General features: G+C 65.3%; 14 protein-coding genes. 5 read left to right on the forward strand and 9 right to left on the reverse strand.

Features of this window, described 5'->3' with window-relative positions:
* Positions 1-20: 20 nt before the first annotated feature.
* The 9 genes from WEG36_06170 to WEG36_06210 form a co-directional block, all read right to left on the reverse strand.
* Positions 21-1,250, reverse strand: coding sequence for a hypothetical protein (locus tag WEG36_06170; GenBank protein MEX1257184.1), 1,230 nt, complete (start codon positions 1,248-1,250; stop codon positions 21-23).
* A 38-nt stretch (positions 1,251-1,288) separates the two neighbouring features.
* Positions 1,289-3,319 carry a PQQ-dependent sugar dehydrogenase gene (locus WEG36_06175; GenBank protein MEX1257185.1) on the reverse strand — a complete coding sequence of 677 codons (2,031 nt, stop codon included), beginning with the start codon at positions 3,317-3,319 and terminating at the stop codon, positions 1,289-1,291.
* A gap of 12 nt (positions 3,320-3,331) precedes the next feature.
* The gene (locus WEG36_06180; GenBank protein ID MEX1257186.1) at positions 3,332-4,528 is read right to left on the reverse strand and encodes an NAD-dependent epimerase/dehydratase family protein; all 1,197 of its coding nucleotides are present in this window, start codon (positions 4,526-4,528) and stop codon (positions 3,332-3,334) included.
* Positions 4,525-5,586, reverse strand: a complete 1,062-nt coding sequence (locus WEG36_06185) for a Gfo/Idh/MocA family oxidoreductase (GenBank protein MEX1257187.1) — start codon at positions 5,584-5,586, stop codon at positions 4,525-4,527. Before WEG36_06185 ends, WEG36_06180 begins: the two co-directional genes overlap by 4 nt.
* Positions 5,587-5,607: 21 nt before the next feature.
* Positions 5,608-6,672: an NAD-dependent epimerase/dehydratase family protein gene (locus tag WEG36_06190; GenBank protein MEX1257188.1), complete on the reverse strand. Its 1,065-nt coding sequence runs from the start codon at positions 6,670-6,672 to the stop codon at positions 5,608-5,610.
* A 62-nt stretch (positions 6,673-6,734) separates the two neighbouring features.
* A complete protein-coding gene (locus WEG36_06195) occupies positions 6,735-7,949 on the reverse strand; it encodes a hypothetical protein (GenBank protein ID MEX1257189.1) in 1,215 nt (404 codons plus the stop codon).
* A 306-nt stretch (positions 7,950-8,255) separates the two neighbouring features.
* The gene (locus WEG36_06200; protein MEX1257190.1) at positions 8,256-9,005 is read right to left on the reverse strand and encodes a hypothetical protein; all 750 of its coding nucleotides are present in this window, start codon (positions 9,003-9,005) and stop codon (positions 8,256-8,258) included.
* Between the two features lie 182 nt (positions 9,006-9,187).
* A complete protein-coding gene (locus tag WEG36_06205) occupies positions 9,188-10,513 on the reverse strand; it encodes a hypothetical protein (GenBank protein MEX1257191.1) in 1,326 nt (441 codons plus the stop codon).
* Between the two features lie 6 nt (positions 10,514-10,519).
* Positions 10,520-10,681, reverse strand: a complete 162-nt coding sequence (locus WEG36_06210) for a hypothetical protein (GenBank protein MEX1257192.1) — start codon at positions 10,679-10,681, stop codon at positions 10,520-10,522.
* A gap of 158 nt (positions 10,682-10,839) precedes the next feature.
* Here WEG36_06210 and WEG36_06215 point away from each other — a divergent pair, with 158 nt between their 5' ends.
* The 5 genes from WEG36_06215 (at position 10,840) to WEG36_06235 (ending at position 16,930) form a co-directional block, all read left to right on the forward strand.
* Complete coding sequence (locus WEG36_06215; protein ID MEX1257193.1) at positions 10,840-12,234, forward strand: surface carbohydrate biosynthesis protein; 1,395 nt, start codon at positions 10,840-10,842, stop codon at positions 12,232-12,234.
* A 40-nt stretch (positions 12,235-12,274) separates the two neighbouring features.
* On the forward strand, positions 12,275-12,865 hold the full coding sequence (locus tag WEG36_06220; GenBank protein ID MEX1257194.1) for a hypothetical protein: 591 nt from the start codon (positions 12,275-12,277) through the stop codon (positions 12,863-12,865).
* Between the two features lie 1,522 nt (positions 12,866-14,387).
* Complete coding sequence (locus WEG36_06225; GenBank protein MEX1257195.1) at positions 14,388-14,792, forward strand: hypothetical protein; 405 nt, start codon at positions 14,388-14,390, stop codon at positions 14,790-14,792.
* An 85-nt stretch (positions 14,793-14,877) separates the two neighbouring features.
* Positions 14,878-16,010, forward strand: a protein-coding gene (locus WEG36_06230; protein MEX1257196.1) for an IS630 family transposase whose coding sequence is annotated in 2 segments (ribosomal slippage) — positions 14,878-15,310 and positions 15,310-16,010 — 1,134 coding nt in all. Because the reading frame shifts where the segments join, the coding sequence is not laid out codon by codon here.
* Between the two features lie 65 nt (positions 16,011-16,075).
* Positions 16,076-16,930 (forward strand): glycosyltransferase family 2 protein, encoded by an 855-nt coding sequence (locus WEG36_06235; GenBank protein ID MEX1257197.1) that lies wholly within the window; start codon positions 16,076-16,078, stop codon positions 16,928-16,930.
* Positions 16,931-16,954: the final 24 nt, after the last annotated feature.

A 16,954-nucleotide genomic window follows, 5' to 3' on the forward strand; every position in this document is an offset into this window, starting at 1 on the left:
CGCCCCCGGACGCGGAAGGGCTACCAGTGGTAGAGCTCGAGCGGACAGTTGTTGCGGAGGTTGAGGAGGGCGTCGAACGGGTTCAGGCTCCAGCGTTCCGAGGCGCGGCTGAGGGATACGTACGGAACCAGTTGGCCCCGCGATCCGACGGCCAGGAGCCACCCCAGGACGCTGAACTCGGAGTTGAAGGCTCCGATGAACGCGTGGCACTCCCGGAAGAAGGCGAGATCCAGGATCGCGGACTCGGCGAGCGGACGGGCCCGCTCGGGGTGGTCCAGGACGAGGTCTTCGATGAATTGGCTCGATTTCGAGATGTTCGGAAAGAGCGACCGGTCGTAGTCCATCCAGAGAAAGCGGTACTGGGGGCGCATCTCGCGGGCGCGCTCGATTTCGGAGGGGGACTCCGTCGCCAGAAAGATGTGTCGGATCCCGTAGCGCTTGCAGATTCGGTCCGCCGTCTCTAGGTAGGTGGCCAGCGGGAAGGACTTCCGGGTCGCGAGCTTCGGACCCTCCGCGTTCGCGTCGGTCGAGGCCGCGTCGCCTCGGCGCACGTGAATGCCCAGCACCGCCTCGGACTCCGGCCAATCGGCAGCCCGCTTCATCGCTTCGATCCGTTCACCGATAGATTCCACGGGCGTGAAGATGTATCGGGTCGAAACGGCGAGCTCGAGCACGGTCCTCAGGAACCGCGGCTCGAAGTTCGGGATCCCGGAAGGTACAGGTGGGAGTTCCGGCAGGGGACGACAGGCATCTCCGGCGGCGTACGCGGTGGGATTTCGGAAGAGAAGATTCCATGCGTGCGCCGCGTCCCGAGGCGCTGCTTCGTCGTGCATGCCGTCGCGGATCCAGACCCATGGGTCCCACGCGTAGCCCCGGCGGGCGAGATTCCGAACTTCCGATGGAGTGCCCCCGGGGTCGATCGCCACTCTGCGTCCGCGGCGGACGTCGTCCCGGATCGCGGTGCCGACGAGGCGCAGGTTCTTCCCGAGCGGCCGGTAGGTGAGATGGACTCGTTCTGCCGGCACAGCCGATGCCTGGACGGCCTCGATTCGAGCTCCGAAGGCCTCGCAGAAGGCCTGCTGCATGGACGCAGAGGAGTCTGGATTCGCGGAGTCGGGCGACTCCAACGGAAGGTGCTCACCCGGGATGTCGCGATTACGGAAGTACGCCCGATAGTGCTTGAGGAGGAGGAAGCGACGGTGCCGGTCCCACTCGGAACCCCAGATGTCCCGAAGCCAGAACTTGGCCACCTTGGCTGCGCTTCGTAATGGATTGTGCGACATACGGATCAGCGCGCTTCCCTGAGGAATTGAATCAGTGCGGTGACATCTCCCGGATCCGTGAGCCCAGTCGACGGCATGGGGGTCCCGGACGCGACCTCGTTCGGATTTCGGAGGAAGCGGCTGAGCCGTTCCTCCGTCCAAGCGCCACTCACCTGTCGCAGGGCATTCGAATACTCGAAGCCCTCGGCCGATGCGATGGGCCGTCCGACGATGCCGAACAGGTCGGGACCGGCTCGATGTTCGAGCCCGCTGCCGATAAGGTGGCATTCCCCACACCGCTCGAAAACGATCTCCCCGCGCGCCAGACCCGAGGCCTGCGGATCCGGCTCGGACGGAAGGATGCGATCGAGCCATCCGACCCCACCGTCATCCAAGAGCATGAAAATCCGACCGTCCGGTCCCTCGGTGAGGTCTCGGATGCGACTACGGACCGGAATCGGTTCCACGTACTCAACGGCATCGCCGTCCAGGCGGATCCGGTACAGGGTGTTCGCCCAGAGGGACGCGACGAGAAGATCACCCTTCCAGAGCGCGAATCGGTCGGCTTCCACCCGGATCAGATTGGACACGCCGATCGAAGGAATCCAGGCGAACACTGGATCCTCGAAGCCCGCCTGACGGCCCGGCGACGGGCTTCCCGGCCACTCGTAACTTCCGTAGGCCGTACCGAAGCTGACGACCGGCCACCCGTAGTTCGCGCCGGATCGAATCAGATTGAGCTCGTCGCCACCCTGCGGCCCGTGCTCGGTCTCCCAGATCCGCCCGAGTGCGTCTCGGAGAAGGCCTTGAGGATTGCGGTGCCCGGAGGTATGCATCCCCCCCTCGCCGGTGCGCAGATCGATGCGAAGCGTCTTGCCGTAGTCAGAGGTGGGGCTCTGGACATCCTCGACCGCCCACATGCGCTGATCGCCCACGGCCAGAAGCAACGTATCGTCGGAGAGGAAGGCCATGCGCCCGCCGGCCTGCTCGAAGTTCGTGGACTCATCCAGCGAGAGGCAGGGCTGCGTTTCGTAGAGGGTCGTCCACTCTAGTTCGGCGAGGAGATCTCGAGAGAGCTCCGTCACGGACACCCTCACCGTAAAGCAGCGTGCCTCTTCGTTCCAATGATGGTGCGAGACGTAGATGCGCCAGCTCTCAGTCCGCTCGGCCGCCGCCACGTCCATCGCACGAAAGTTGCGAAGCTCCTGCTCCTCCAACGCGCCCGAGGAGAGGATCCCGAGGTCGATCCGCATCAAGACCTCTGCGACGTATCCTTCGGTGTTCATCGGAACCCGGCCCGGCAGGACGGTCGCACGGAGAACGCCGCCCGGGACCTCTTCCACGGCCCGCAGGAGAGCCCCGTCACCGGAGAGAATGAGCAGTCCGTCGGAGACCGGCTCGAGCCCGCCCCCGGACGCTCTCGAGGGCACCAACGCGTATTGCACCGTGACGCGAACAGGGTAATAGGCTGTGGCGGCGATTCGGACCCCGACGCTGTCGTCCTGCGGGTCGAGTGCGGGATAGAGCTCGGACATGGCGGCCGCGATGCGTTCGTCCCTGACGGAGGAGCCGCGGCCGGACACCATGGGGCCCAAAAGCACGAAGGCGATGACGATCGCACTGGCACCGGCGGTCGGCATGGCGCCACGCCGCGCGATCGCTCGACGCGGGATGGAGAGCACGACCGCCGAGGCGACTCCGCCAAGCACGAGCAGCGGACCTGAATAGTACGGCCACTCGAGGAGGAGGATACCTCCGGCGACGCCCCCGAAGCACAGGGCTGATCTCAGCACCGCCCGTGACACGCGCCCAAGGGAGCCATCGGTATCGCGGGAGAATGCGGTCCACCCTACCGCCCCCAGGTGCGCCGCCGCGATCCCCAGCAGGAAGACTCCCCGCTCCATCGGAAGTGCCCAGACCCTCGATCCCAGCCAGAGCTCGCCCGCGCCGACCACGAGCGCACAAGCGAAGAGGACATGAAACGCCCACCAGCTCCACGGAGGCATGGGGGTACGGTTGGAGGTCGGCCCCGCCTCCCGACTCTCGAGCAGACACATGGAACGCCTCCCCTAGATGTATGCCCACCGGATCCAGGCTTCGGTCCGGGTCATCCCCTCGGTGAAATCCACGGACGGAGCGTACCCAAGAAGGCGCCTGGCTTTTTCGACGGAGAAGGTCACGTGCTCGAAGACCGACAGGGTCTCCACCTCCCCGGGGCTCAGGTGGCGTGCCGGAGCATCTCCTCGCTCCGGAGCCGGAGCCCCGGCGCCCTTCGCCTCTGCGATGGCCGCGCGGACGCGGGCGCTCGCCCTGGCCGGGAGTCGCTTCAACGCAGCCTCGGCGGCGCCCGAGGCCCACCGCATTCCGGGCACCGAATAGAACCCCTGCTTGAACGCGGGATCCCGAAGGAGTCGGATGGGATTGCCGGCCGTGGTCGTGAAAAGGCGCCGGAGAGCTGCGCGACGGAGGCGCCGCCATTCGCTCCTCAGCTCTTCCCGGGACATGGCCGGCAGGGACGCGAAGTCCGGGCCCAGGGCCCATGCATGGCGCTCGAGGTACTCCCTCCACGTGACGGGCCTCCCGTCCGAGATCGTGAAGATCTGGCCGACGGCCTCCTCGCGAACGGCAGCGAGAAGGACGGCCTGTACGAGATTGTCCACGTACAGACAGTTGCAGACGCCCTCTCCGCCATCGATCAGGACCAGCCGCCGCTCTCTCGCCAGGCTTGCCGGCATCCGGCTGTAGGACCCGAACGGACCGTAGACGACCGTGGGCCGAAGGATCGTGATCGGCAGGCCGTGTCTGCGTCCGAACTCGAGAGCGACCCGCTCCGCCGCGATCTTGCCGTCCGAATAAGCCTGACCGGTGCGGCGGACCGAAGCCTCCTCGGAGATCTGGGCATCGGGTCGGGGGCTCAGGCCGAAGACGGCGGCGCTGCTGAGGTGGACCACGCGCGAGACGCCGGCCCCTAGCGCGGCCTCGAGGACGTTCTTCGTGCCCCCCACGCTCGACCGCTCGTGCGCTCGTCCCGAAGCCCGGAAGTCGACAGCACAATGCAGGACGGTGTCGCACCCCTCGAAGGCGGCTCGAAGCGACGCCGGATCGCGGACGTCACCGCCCACCATTCGCACCGGAAGCCGGGCGAGCCGCGACGCGCCCCCCCATCGACGCACGACGCAGACGACCTGCGCACCCCTCTCCACCAGGACCTCCGCGAGCCGACCGCCGATGAACCCGGTCGCCCCCGTCAGCGCGACCTTCCTCACGCCCCGACCTCTGCGGCGTCCGGCATCCCCACGGGCCGATCCCAGGGCTCTTCGAGGCGGCCACGACAGCGGTAGCAGCGCTCGATCAGCTCGAGGCTCGGGAGGACGCTCTCCCCAGGCACGAGAGACGGCGGGCCGGTCCCGACCGCGTCCACGAAGGACTCGAGCTGTCGGACGAAGAGGTCCTCGAAGGTCTGCCCATCGTGCTCGGTCCATGAGAACCGGGGCGGCGCGCCGTCCTTCCAATCTGTCGGCAAGATCCGCACAGCGTCGGCCGTCATATGATCCCATTCGACGGTGAGCCGCTCGCCTCGGATGCGAACCACGTTCGACAGCGTGCGAAGCCGGCTGAATCGGACCTCTCCAGGAACGGTCCCGACGTCCCCCCGCATCGTCAGCTCCAGCTCGCAGTCTGCCTCGACGCCTCCGCGGTTGTCGTCGGCGTAGCGCACGACGCTCGGGAACCCGAGCCACCAGCAGAGCAGGTCGAGGAGATGGCTTCCGAAGTCCACGAGGACGCCCCCTCCCGCCTCGTCGGGGCTCATGCTCGACCCGGACGCGAGCGGCCAGCCGAAGTCCTCCCCCCACTCCACCGTGAAGTCTGTAAGCGTCCCGAGCCGCCCGGCGTCCAGGAGATCCTTCACCAGCCGAGCACCGTGCGCGAAGCGCTTCATCTGGGCGACCTGGAGAACGGCGTTCCCCTCGCCGGCCGCCTCCACCATCGCGCGCCCCTCGGCGGACGAGAGGGCCATCGGCTTCTCCACCAGGACTGCCACGCCCCTCCGGAGGAAGTCGATGGACACGGGCGCGTGCAGACGATTGGGGAGCGCCACGAGAACGGCGTCCACGCGGGTGTCGCCGAGCTCGAGACCCGTCCGCGCATCGGGAACGCGGTAGCGCTCCGCGACGCGGCGCGCCCGGACCAGGTCCCGATCGACGAGCGAGACCACCTCGAGCCCGGGGACGCGCGCGGCGGCCGGAAGGTGTAGGAGCTCGGTCACCGCTCCGCACCCGAGGACGGCCAATCGCACGACCCCCTGCCCAGAACGTCCCGCCATGGCTTCGCTCGTTTCAGGCCCTCAGGAACCGGTCGGCTGCGTCGCGGACTTCCCGATGCGGTGGGTGAGGAGGGCCTGTTCGTCGGCCACGAGGCGCCGTACGTCGTCCGGATCCTTCGTCGCCACGTACCAGTCGTACGTGCGCTTCAGACCCTCTTCGAAGGAGACCTGCGGAATCCGGCCGAGGAGGTTCGCGGCGAGCGAGGTGTCGGCGGCTCGGTTGAGAACGCCGGACGGCATGTCCAGCAGGCGCTCGATCTCGGCGTCGTAGCCGGCCAGGCGGATGACCTGCTCAGCGCAGTCGAGAACCCGGATGCGCTCGTCCGTGCCCAGGTTTACGGCCGCCCCGTCCTCGATTTTCTCGGCGGCCAGGATGAAGCCCTGGACGATGTCGTCCACGAAGGTCCAGTTCCGGACCTGCTCGCCGTTGCCCCACACGACGAAGGGATTCTGCCGCGCGAACGCGCGCGCGATCATGGCCATCACCGCGTGACTCTCGCCGCAACGGGGTCCGTAGACCGTGAAGAACCGGCAGCTCGCCGTCTTCATTCCGTACTGCGTGTGGTAGGCCTTGAGCGTCATCTCGGCCATCAGCTTCGCCCACCCGTAGATGTCGTCGGCTTCGTAAGGCGGGCCGACCATGTCCTCCGAGAGGTAGATCTCCTCGGTGGGATCCATCTGGCGAGAAGTTGGATAGACGCACCCAGACGAAGCGAAGACCACGTGCTCGACGCCCTCCTGGTGACAGGCGCGGAAGACGGTCCCGTCCAGGATCAGGTTCGTGGAGCACTCCACGGGGTGAGTCGCGATGTACCCACGGCCCCCGTGATCCGCGGCCAGGTGGAAGCAGACCTCCCTCCCCCGCACGGCCGTCCTCGCGACCTTCGGGTCGAGGAGATCGGCCTCGATGAATTCGATGTGCCCCGCGTCGAGATGCCCCTGGATGTTCTCCAGGAGCCCCGTGCTGAGGTTGTCGACGACGCGCACGTTGGCACCCCACTCCACGAGCGCGTCCACGAGGTGCGATCCGATGAAGGAGGCTCCTCCGGTGACGAGGACCTCTCGTCCGCTCCAGCTCTTGTGCACGCCGTTCTCCAGTGCTCGATTCGAAATGATGGGTGCGTCGGTGCGAAGCGCACCCCCCCTCGTCAGGCCGCTTCCTCCGACCGGTCCTGGGTGGCTCTCGCCCGGTGGTGGTCACGGAAGAGCTGCGGCCATTCCGTCAACGCGTGCCCTCGCACCAGATCGCGATAGCTCGTGACGGGCTCCTTGAGCCCGGGCGCCAACCTCAGGAGGAGCCGCACCGGTGCGGCCGCCACGCGAAGGAGGGCGAGCCCGATCCGGTCGAGGGTCCAAGGTAGCGCGAAGGCCGCGATCCGGTACAGCAGCTCGAACGGATGGGCGCCATACACGCTCGCGGCGGCCCGCTCAGCCTCTCCCGCCGCAGGAGTGCATGGAATGAGCTCCAGCGCCTCGTTCGCGAGGCCCCAGTCCGAGGAGTTCGGAAAGGTCTCCTCCGGCGGATGGTCGTGGTCCCGATACGGATTCTCCTTCCGAACGCGTCCCTTGGCACCCCAGTAGTGGAAGGGGTGCACGTGGTCCAGATGATAGATGTCGTGGTCGATGAGCCGGCCGAGATTCACGAAGGGATACTTCGGCTCGAGCCGGAGGATCATGTCCACCTCCATCCAGTTGATGTAGATGAAGGACTCGTCGTAGCCGCCGATCTCGAACCATAGGTCTCGGTGGACCAACCAGATCCCGACGTAGCTCTGGTAGTAGAGGTGATCGGGAAGCGGCTTTGCCTGCGGAAGCGTCGACCCGAACGCCCGCACGAACCGGTCGATCACCCAGGGAGACGGACAGGCATCCGCCACCCGGAACGGCACGCCTCGGCGGTTGGACAGGAGCTGGCACTTGTCGAGGGGGGCGCCGACGGACGCGTCTCCTCGATGGAACTCGAAGAAGCGCCGAAAAAAGTCGCGCCCGAGGATCGTGTCCTGGTCGATCCGACCGATGTACGCGCCCCGAGTCCTGCGGGCGGCCGCGTTCAGCGCGTGCACCTCGGAGAACGGGGCATCCCGTTGGTAGCGCTCCGCGATCGGTCGAGGGACTTCGAGGATTCGCAGGAGAGACGCAGCATCCCGGGTGAGGGTCAGCGCCTTCCGGATCGGCTCGCGACTTCCCCAGTCCGTGAGGACGATCTCGACCGAATCCTGGAGGCCGAGCTCGAAGACGTTCTTCGCGGTGAGGTTGAGCCCCGTCTGGAGCCGCCACATCGCGTTTCCCTGGAAGTTGTCGTTTCGCGAGCAACAGATGAGGGAAAGAACCGGGGCGGCCTCTTCCTGCTCGCCTCCTCCCATTGTTGCTCTGATTCTTGGGCCCGCTTCCTTCATCGCCCCCGCCAGCCTTATCCCATGTTCATCGTCGAGCCCTGATCGACCGCCTCGAAGACTGTCTTCCTGTGCAAGTTTCGGTCCTGCCCTGTGGCCGCCCAGGACCCGCGACCCGGAGGGCGGCTCGGACGGCTCCTCGGTTCTCCCAGCCGAACGATTGCACGCCGGCGGCCGTGGGCTCGCCCCCTCCAACAGAGCCGTGCGACGCCGGCCAATCGTCGCGCAACCGCCACAGCCATGGGATCTCCACGACAGCGAAGGGCGTCGACCCTCTCACCCCGCCCCAAGCCGCCGCACGCGTTCCCCTACCGCGACGAGCGTGGCGCCGACGACGTAGGGGACCATCCTGAGCGCTCCCACGCGATCGTACGCTTCCAGAATCCGCCAAAGCCTCGTGCCAGGATTCACCCGCACGCGGGCGGGAAGTCCCGCGAGGAGTTCCTCTCCCAGCCGATCCAACTCCTCCTCCGTTCCGGGAAGGGGCCCCTTCTCAACCAGTTCCAGGTCTTCGAGCGCGCGAGCCGCCCGCTCGGCATGCAGAAGCGCATCGATCCGTGTCCGACCGTCGCCGGCGAATCCGTCCAGGTAGCCTCGCATGCATACTGCGAAATCGGGATCGTTTTCCGCAGCCGCCCTCCAGGCGGGAAGCTTCTCTGTGAGCCACAGCGGAAACTTCCGGCCTTGGACAAACGACTTTCGGTAGATATCCCGAAGGTACTGCTCGTGGTCGTGCACGCCGAACACGACGTGGGAAGTTTTGGAAGGATGGCCGACCTCCGCGAGCCGAGCCAAGGCCATGCTCTCCGGTCGGATCTCGGTTCCGGGCAAAGCCAGTGCCTCGGCCACCCTCGGCAGCAGGTTGGTGCGGTAGACCCGGTTGCCGGCGTACCGAAAGGTCCCCGCGAGCTTGTCCAGGACCAGACCCTCGACCTGGACGAACGAGTCGGGCATTCTCGTGGCCTCCTCCACGAGGTCGCGCAGCCCCCCGGGGCGCACGAGAATGTCTGCGTCGACCGTCACCATCCAGGGGACTCCGCTCTCGGACCCAATCCGATAGCAATGCCGCAGGGCGCCCTCGAACGGCCTCTCTTCCACGACGCGGATCTCAGCGCCCTCGGCCTCGCGGGCAAGGAGGGTGGCGCATGCGTCACGCGTACGTTCCCCGGCCGCTCTCACGACTACGACGAAGGCCGGAGGGGCGGTCATTAGAAGGGCAGCGCGTCGAGCGGATACCAGCCCGACCCCTGAGCAAACGGATGACGGTTCGGACTCTCGGACCGCTGGAATGAGAGCGCGTGAAGCATTCGATCCTCTTCGCGAAGCGCCTGGAAGACCTGGGACGCATCGCCGGACAAGCCGGCCCGGGCGAACACGTCCTGGAGCGCCTCGACGAACCGAGCGCGATGCTCAGCCATCCGCTTCAGGCACTCGTCCCGAATCCGCCGACCATCGATCGCTCCGCCGCTTCTACGTTCTTTCCAGACCTCGACAGCCCTCGCTACGGCCTCGGGCGTGGAATCGCACACGATAGCATTGTCCTCCGTGAACCAGATGTCGCGACCCCCGATTGAGGGCGTCGAGACGACCGGAAGGCCGCTCAGGAGATATTCGACCGTCGCGTTGTTCTGTCCCTCGCAGCTAGAGAGCGTCAATCCGCATCCGGACTGCGCGAAGATCTCGCTCCGTTCCCATTCGTCCAGGTAGTGGTCGTTCATGTAGGCGGGTTGAAACGACTCCTCGGGCCAGAGGAGCCGGCCCTCCTCGTCACGCGAATAGGTGATGTAGGCGAGCGACTTCACGTCGCGGGCCAGGTAGTGCCGCTTCCACCGCCCCGCGTTCGCGCAGAGGACCGCGTCGTATCGAGGCTCCCCGTTCGACAGGACGAGCCCGAGCCGCAACTCGTTGATGAAGCAGTTCGCGTTGACGAACGTGCTTCGACATTTCTGGCCGGCGGCCGCCCTCACCTCGGCCGGCGAGTTTCCGAGCCAAGTCGCCCGGTCGACACGATCCCACGGATCCTCGAGCACCCGTACCACCCGATGCCAGAGAAACGAAACGCTGAACTTGGCCCAGGATGCGCTCACGAGAAAGTGTACGTGGCGGCCAGCCGTCAGATAAAGATGGGGGAATTGGAGGCACTTCGTATGCACGATCGTGGCGTCCTCGTCCTTCCACAGGACGCCGACGACGACCAGGGGAATGCTGGACTTCACCATGCGCGGAAGGACGGTGCGGCGGGTCTCGAGCAGGGCCTCCCGGAATCGCGCGCGATCACGCACCGCCAGGCGGGCGATCCCGCGCAGGATCGTCGCGGCCACCAGGCAGAGGTACGCCGCGGCGAGCTCCCCGCCAGACTCCTTCGTCCGGTGCCGGTGCTGCTCGGAGAGCTGGGCCACGATGAGCGAGAAGAGCACCGTCGTCCGGAGGAGGGTCCCCTCGACGGGCCCTCCCCCGTACGAACGGGACGCCTCCCGCACCATGCGGCGCAATGCCATCACACGGCGCATTTTTGCGGCGAGCGAAGAAGCCATGTCTTTTCATCCTCCGTCGGGGACCGTGCGGCAGAGCGCCGCCTCCGTGCGCTCGCCAGAGACGAGAGGGGTCACGAGCCAGGCATCCGGTCCCGAGACGCTTACACGATAACGTGCGCGGCCGGAAGGATCGATCGGGCGAGGAACGTTCCAGAGGGCTCGCGACACGAAAGGGTTCCGTCCGGCCACTCCGAAGGCTGCGATCGCCGAAACGGAAGCGGCGTGGTTTCGGCGTCGTAATGTTTTCCATCGGGCGCACTTCTTGCAATTCCCAGGTCAGAATTTCTCGCCACGCCGACTGGACCGCTTATGACCGGACGACAGAGATGATCGAGCTAAATCGAGACCTTCCCACGGTTCTGCTATCGATCGAGACGGCAAGCCGCGAGCTCGACAGCAAGCTCTTGCTCGGGACCGCTCTCGCAGGTCGGGGCCTTCGGGCGATCGTCGGCCATAAGGAGGCCGTCAAGGACATCGCCTGTGCTTCCCGGCGCGTCGTGTGGCTGGGAAAATCCATTCTGAACGTTGAAGACTCGGGGACGTCCGTCGCCCAGGATCTGGCACGAAACGAATCGCTCGTGATCTGGCACCACGACGAAGGGGGAATCTATCCCGAGCAGGTGTGGGAAACGTACTTCCTCCGCTCCCACCCGCCCCACCTGATCGCCCGACAGAATTGCGTTCGTGTGTGCGTCTGGGGCGAGCGTCAGAAGCGCGTTCTCGAGCGGGAGGCCCCCGAGTTGAACGGCTCGGTCGTCGCCACTGGGAGCCCGCGGTTCGATCTCTGCGCTCCAGCTTTTGAGTGGGTCGAGGCCACCGCCGGTGTCGAAGATCGCGTCGAGCGCACGCCCTACATCCTCGTCAACACGCGGTTCGTGATGGCCGCCCCGTACCAGGGACAGGATTGGCTGTTTCGGGAGCCTCCTCGGATGGAGGACTGGCCCGAGGGAACCACCCCAGAGCGGGTCCGGGACCTTACCTTCTCCAACTGGCGGCAAGTGGTGCACGACTTCGCCGAGTTCGTCTCCCTAGTCAAGGAGCTGGCACTCGCGCACGGCGACCATACGCTCGTGCTGCGGCCCCACCCAAGCGAGAACCTGAACTTCTATCGAGAAGTGTTTCGACCGTTCCCGAACGTGCATGTCACTCGAGATCACAACGTCACGTATTGGATCCGTGGCGCCCGCATGGTCGTGCACTGCAAGTGCACAACCGGCATCGAAGCCGCCCTGGCAGGTCGACCCGTGCTGCACTTCTGGCCGAATCCCGAGAACGACCTGAATGGGGGGGAAGAGGTCGCTCGGGAAGCGGGGTGGCTCGCGACGTCCATCCCCGACGCCCTCCAGAGGTCCTCTCGGATTCTCGACGGACACGTCGAAACCCAGAAATGGTCCCCTTCCGCACGGGAACTTCTCCAGAACCTGAGCGGTCCCGCGATTCCCAGGATCGTCGACGAGACTATCGCCGTCCTCGACGCACACGGAATCAACGGGTCGGACGTCGTCTTTCCCCCTGGCGAGCGGCGCAAGCCTCTTGCCAATCTTCGAAGACGCTTCGGCCGGAGCCGGCTCGACTATGTGACCTCGAAGCGTGGACGCCTGGAACCAACGCAGGTGGAGCGAATCGTCGCGGGGTGTGGCGAGCATGGCTTCGGGCGTGTGGAGATTCGCCGGATCACCCGAAGGTTCGTGGTTCTCGAACCATCTGAGCATGCCGGTTGATCGACATCCCGCGCTCCGGGGGCCGGGAGGGACCCGACCGATGAAGGTTCGAGCCGTGACGTTTTCTCCGCAACGCCACTGGTTCGTGGGCGAGATCGCTCACGTGCGCGACGGAAGCTTCTTCCCGGCGTACGCGATGATCGACGCCATCGACGAAGCCGGCGCGGACGCGGCGAAACTCAAGGTTCATATCGCGGCCGTAGCGAGCACGCGGGAAGAGCCGTGGAACGTTTCGTTCGCGAGGCAGCACGCGATACGGTGCAACGATTTGCGACGGAGGGAGTTTGGTCGGGAGCCGTGGCAAGGGCTCCGGGACCATGCGGAGAAGAGAGACCTCAACTTCGTAGCGGACCGAAGGATCGGCTCTCGCGACATCGCTCGACTCGACGCGGAACACGATTTCGCATACTTCGGGGGCCATCCGAGGAGAATTCCGTTCTCCTACGGCACGCACTGGGAGGCCCGCCGGATTCCCGAAGAGCTCTTCGGGTTGCGAAGGCGCGCGGAAGAGGCGCGCGATCGCCTTCCGGCCGCTTCCCGCAAAGGTCCCCGGATGCCCACCCCGGATATACACGGGGTCCTGCGGTTTCTCCCCTTTCTGGACTGGGGCGACGAAGGGCTGCGTCCTTGACCCGCAGACCACTCTTCAGGGTCCTCGTTCCGACGTACGGCCGCGCCAAGTTGCTGAACCGCGCTTTGGCGTCGATCCGGATGCAGACCGTCGAGGATTGGGAGTGCATCGTCGCCGTGGACGGAGGCGACGCGCCGCTGGTGCCCTCGGATCCGAGGATCCGGGCTTTCACGAATACGTTCCCGGGGGCCCGTTCGGCAACTTCCGCAATGCGATCGGTCCCCGTTTCATGGGAATCCTCCGTCGTCGTCACGGAGCGCAACACGGCGGGGGCGAGAACGTTGGAGGCGAAGAGAGCGGCAAGGGGTTTCTCATCGCGAGTGAGCATCCGTCTCGTTTCGCCGTCAGCGAAGATTCCGAGAAGGCGGCAGCATGCGCGTGGACCGTCGATCGTCATTCGGGGTCCTAGATCCACTTGAATTCCAAGACGACTCCGTTTCGAGGGCCATGCCAAACCGGGAAGAAGGCGCCGCGATGACGAAGTCGGACCATTCTGGCAATCCCGACGCGCTCCCTCCCACCGCGAGGTTCGATCGTCTCCTGGACGAGATCTATCCCCGCCTGAACGCCCTCCACGGGATCGATCGATCCCGCCGATTTTGGGCCATCCTAATCCACCGTTACTTGCGGAAGTGCCTAATGGCGGGCGAGGTCGGCCTCGATCCCGATCGCCCGCTTCCTCCTGCGACGCACGATAACGCAGTGCTTGGGCCCTTCGTGGGCGCGGGGGAGACGGCGCCGGTCCCCGAAGCCGGAGTCGTTTCATCGGCCCGCGCCCGACTCCGGGGGCGTTGGGATTCGTTTCCCCGCACGCCCAGGACCGCCCAGGCCTGGCTCCGCCTGAGGCGTCTCAACCGCACTCCGATGGACGGGAGTCGCTCGGTGCTCTTCGGATTTCACTATTTTCACGTCATCGCCGGCCTCGTGGATCCCCCTGCCGCGCCGCTGAATCTACCCTCCGTCGGCGCCACCACTTCAGCAGACCCCTCGAAGCGGAACGCTTTCAGGGAGCTCGAAGCGTCGGCAGACTGGCGGCTGGTCCGATTGGCGCTCCGCTGGCTTCCGACTTGGTACGTTGAAGAGTTCGAGCACCGAGATGACGCGGTTCGCCTTCAGAGGCCAATCGAGCAGGCGTTTCACGCCTCCTTTCTTCCCACGCCCGAAGGTCGATTCCATATCGCACGCCACGTGGAGGAAGGGGCGGCGTTCACGATGTACCAGCACGCGGGCACCTACGGTGAAATGAAGGAGGACGTCGCACACCACATCGAGGCATGGTTCGCGGATCGTTACCGGACATGGGGATGGGAGCTCCTCCCCAAGGACTCGCCCTTCTTAGCGCTTCGCCTGCTCAAGCCTCCGGGAGAGGAAGTAGTGCGGCGAACGCCCCTCCCCCGGTGGCTCTACATCAATATCCGGGACCCGTATCCGTGGTTCATCCCGGAAACGATCGACACGCAGGAGAGATTTTTTTTCGCGACTCGACTCCCGCTGGGCCCGGCAGGTTCTTCTTCGCCCACGCATGATGAAGGGAGGCGCGTCGGCTCCACAGATCAGCGCCCGCGCCCGCGTCTCCGCGCAGGGGATCGACCAGTGTCTCGTCCCTTGGTCGCAGTTAGGAGGCCGCGCCGAAATCGTGATCCTGGATTCCTTTCCCACCACCTTGCTCCTCGAATGCGTTCAGGGGCGGATCCCCGTGATGGCCATCGTTCCCGACGGAGTCGAGTTTTCGGAGGCTGCCCGGCCCTACTACGACGAATTCGTTCGGTCGGGCATCCTTCATCGGACGCCCGAAGCCGCCGCAGAATTCCTAAACGACCTAAACATTTCAGCGTGGTGGAGTGAGATTCAGGGACATCCATGGTTCGAATCGTATCTCACCACATTCTGCCGTACGGAGGTCGCGATCGAACGATCGGGCGGGTAGTCGTCGGTGCCTAGTACCATGTAACTCTTGATGATTCGTATTGGACAACGCATGATCATGGCAGACCCTTACGGAGGGAGCTGCCATGAAGCCACGGTATCGGGTGACGTTGAGTCCGGAAGAGCGGAGTGACCTGGAGGCGGTGACTCGGGACGGCAAGACCAGAGCGAAGCGGTTCCTCTATGCACGGGCATTGCTCCTGTGCGATGCGGGGCCAGAGGGGCCGGCATGGACGGTGGCCGCCGCGGCGGAGGCGCTGGGCGTGACGCCCCGAACGATCGAACACCTGAAGAAGCGATTCGTCGAGGAGGGACTCGAAGCGGCGCTGACTCGCAAGCGGGCGGAGAAGCCGCCACGAGAGGTGATTTTCGGGGGTGAGTTCGAGGCACACCTGATCGCGCTGGCCTGTTCCGATCCGCCCGAGGGGCGAGAGCGCTGGACGGTGCGGTTGCTGGCGGAAAAGGCGGTGGAACTGGATCTGGCGCCGAGCGTGTCGCACATGACCGTCCAGAGGGCTCTAAAAAAAACGAACTTCGCCCTCACCGCCGGGCGTATTGGAAGATCCCGCCCAAGGAGAACGCGGCGTTCGTAGCGGCGATGGAGGATGTGCTCGCGGTGTATGCGTTGCCGTACGATCCCCTCTACCCGGTGGTCTGCATGGACGAATCGTCCAGGCAGCTCATCGGCGAGGTTCACGATCCGATCCCGGCGGCGCCGGGCCGCCCCGTGCGCATGGACCACGAATACATGCGCAACGGCGTGGCTCAGCTCTTCCTCGAGGTCGAGCCACTGGCGGGCCGGAGGCATGTGAACGTCACCGAGCGCAGAACCGCGCAGGATTGGGCCCTATGGATCAAGGGCATGCTGGACGACCGCTATCCGGACGCCATCAAGGTGCGACTCGTGCTCGACAACCTGAACACGCATACGACGGCGTCCCTCTATCAGACGTTCGCACCTCAGGAAGCGCGGCGGCTTGTCGAACGCCTCGAGTTCCACCACACACCCAAGCACGGCAGTTGGTTGAACGTGGCGGAGATCGAACTCAGCGTGCTTCAGCAGCAGTGTCTCGACCGACGTATCCCGGACCGGGATATCATGCGGTCCGAGATCCTCGCGTGGGAGGGCGACCGCAACAACCGACCGTCGAAGATCGATTGGCAGTTCCGGACTTCCGACGCCCGCATCAAGCTGAAGCACCTTTACCCGAAACTTTAGGTGTTACTAGGTACTAGGTGCGTTGTGGACGTGCAGCATGGTCCGACTCGGCCGAGTGGAATAGCTTGCTTTCGGCCAACCGTCTCATGCACTTACTTGCCGAGGAACCACTTGCTTTGGACCCCGTGCCCCTCTTCAGCGTCGTCATCCCCACCTATGGGCGCGCAACCTTTCTCAACGCCGCGCTGGAATCGGTGCTGGCGCAAACGATCAACGATTGGGAATGCCTGGTCGCCGTGGATGGAGGTGAGGTTCCGTCGACACCCTCGGATCCGCGCATCAAGGTCATCAGGCGAGTTGAGAACGGCGGGCCTGCCGCAGCCCGCAACTCCGCTCTCGATCACGCCATCGGCAAGTACATCGCATTCCTCGACGACGATGACACGTGGCTTCCCGACCGACTCGAGATCGCCGCTTCCGGCCTGATTCGGGCTCCAGTCGCGACGTGTTTCGGCATTAGCCACGGAAGACTTTCGTGGCAGGGAGAGTGGGAGGGTGACGTGTCAGATACGTTGCTCGAAGGAAAGGTCCCGTCCCTAAACTGCGTCGCTGTTCGCCGGGAGGTTGCCGTAAGGTTCGATGAGCGATTTCGAGGTGGCGAAGACGTCGACTGGCTATTTCGAGTGGCGCAGATCGCAGAGTTCACAACGGTGCCGCGGCCCGGCTTCGTGCTCGGAAACGCCGGCACCTATCGTGCGGACGCCCCTCAGCGATTAGAGGGATTGCTGCTCTTCATGGAGGTACATGCGGAGTACCTGGCATCACACCCACGTGCCGCTGCCCGCCGATGGTCATTGTACGGAAACGCTGCTTTCCGCGGGGGACGCAGGTGGGACGGCCGGCGCGCACATTTCCAGGCGCTTCGACATGATCCATGCTGGAAAAACCTCCAGGCATGGCTGTGCGCCTGCTTGCGCTGAAGACTCAACCGCGCGGATGCGCCC

The organism is Gemmatimonadota bacterium (genome assembly GCA_040882465.1).
Taxonomy (GTDB): domain Bacteria; phylum Gemmatimonadota; class Gemmatimonadetes; order Longimicrobiales; family Gaopeijiaceae; genus JBBEBG01.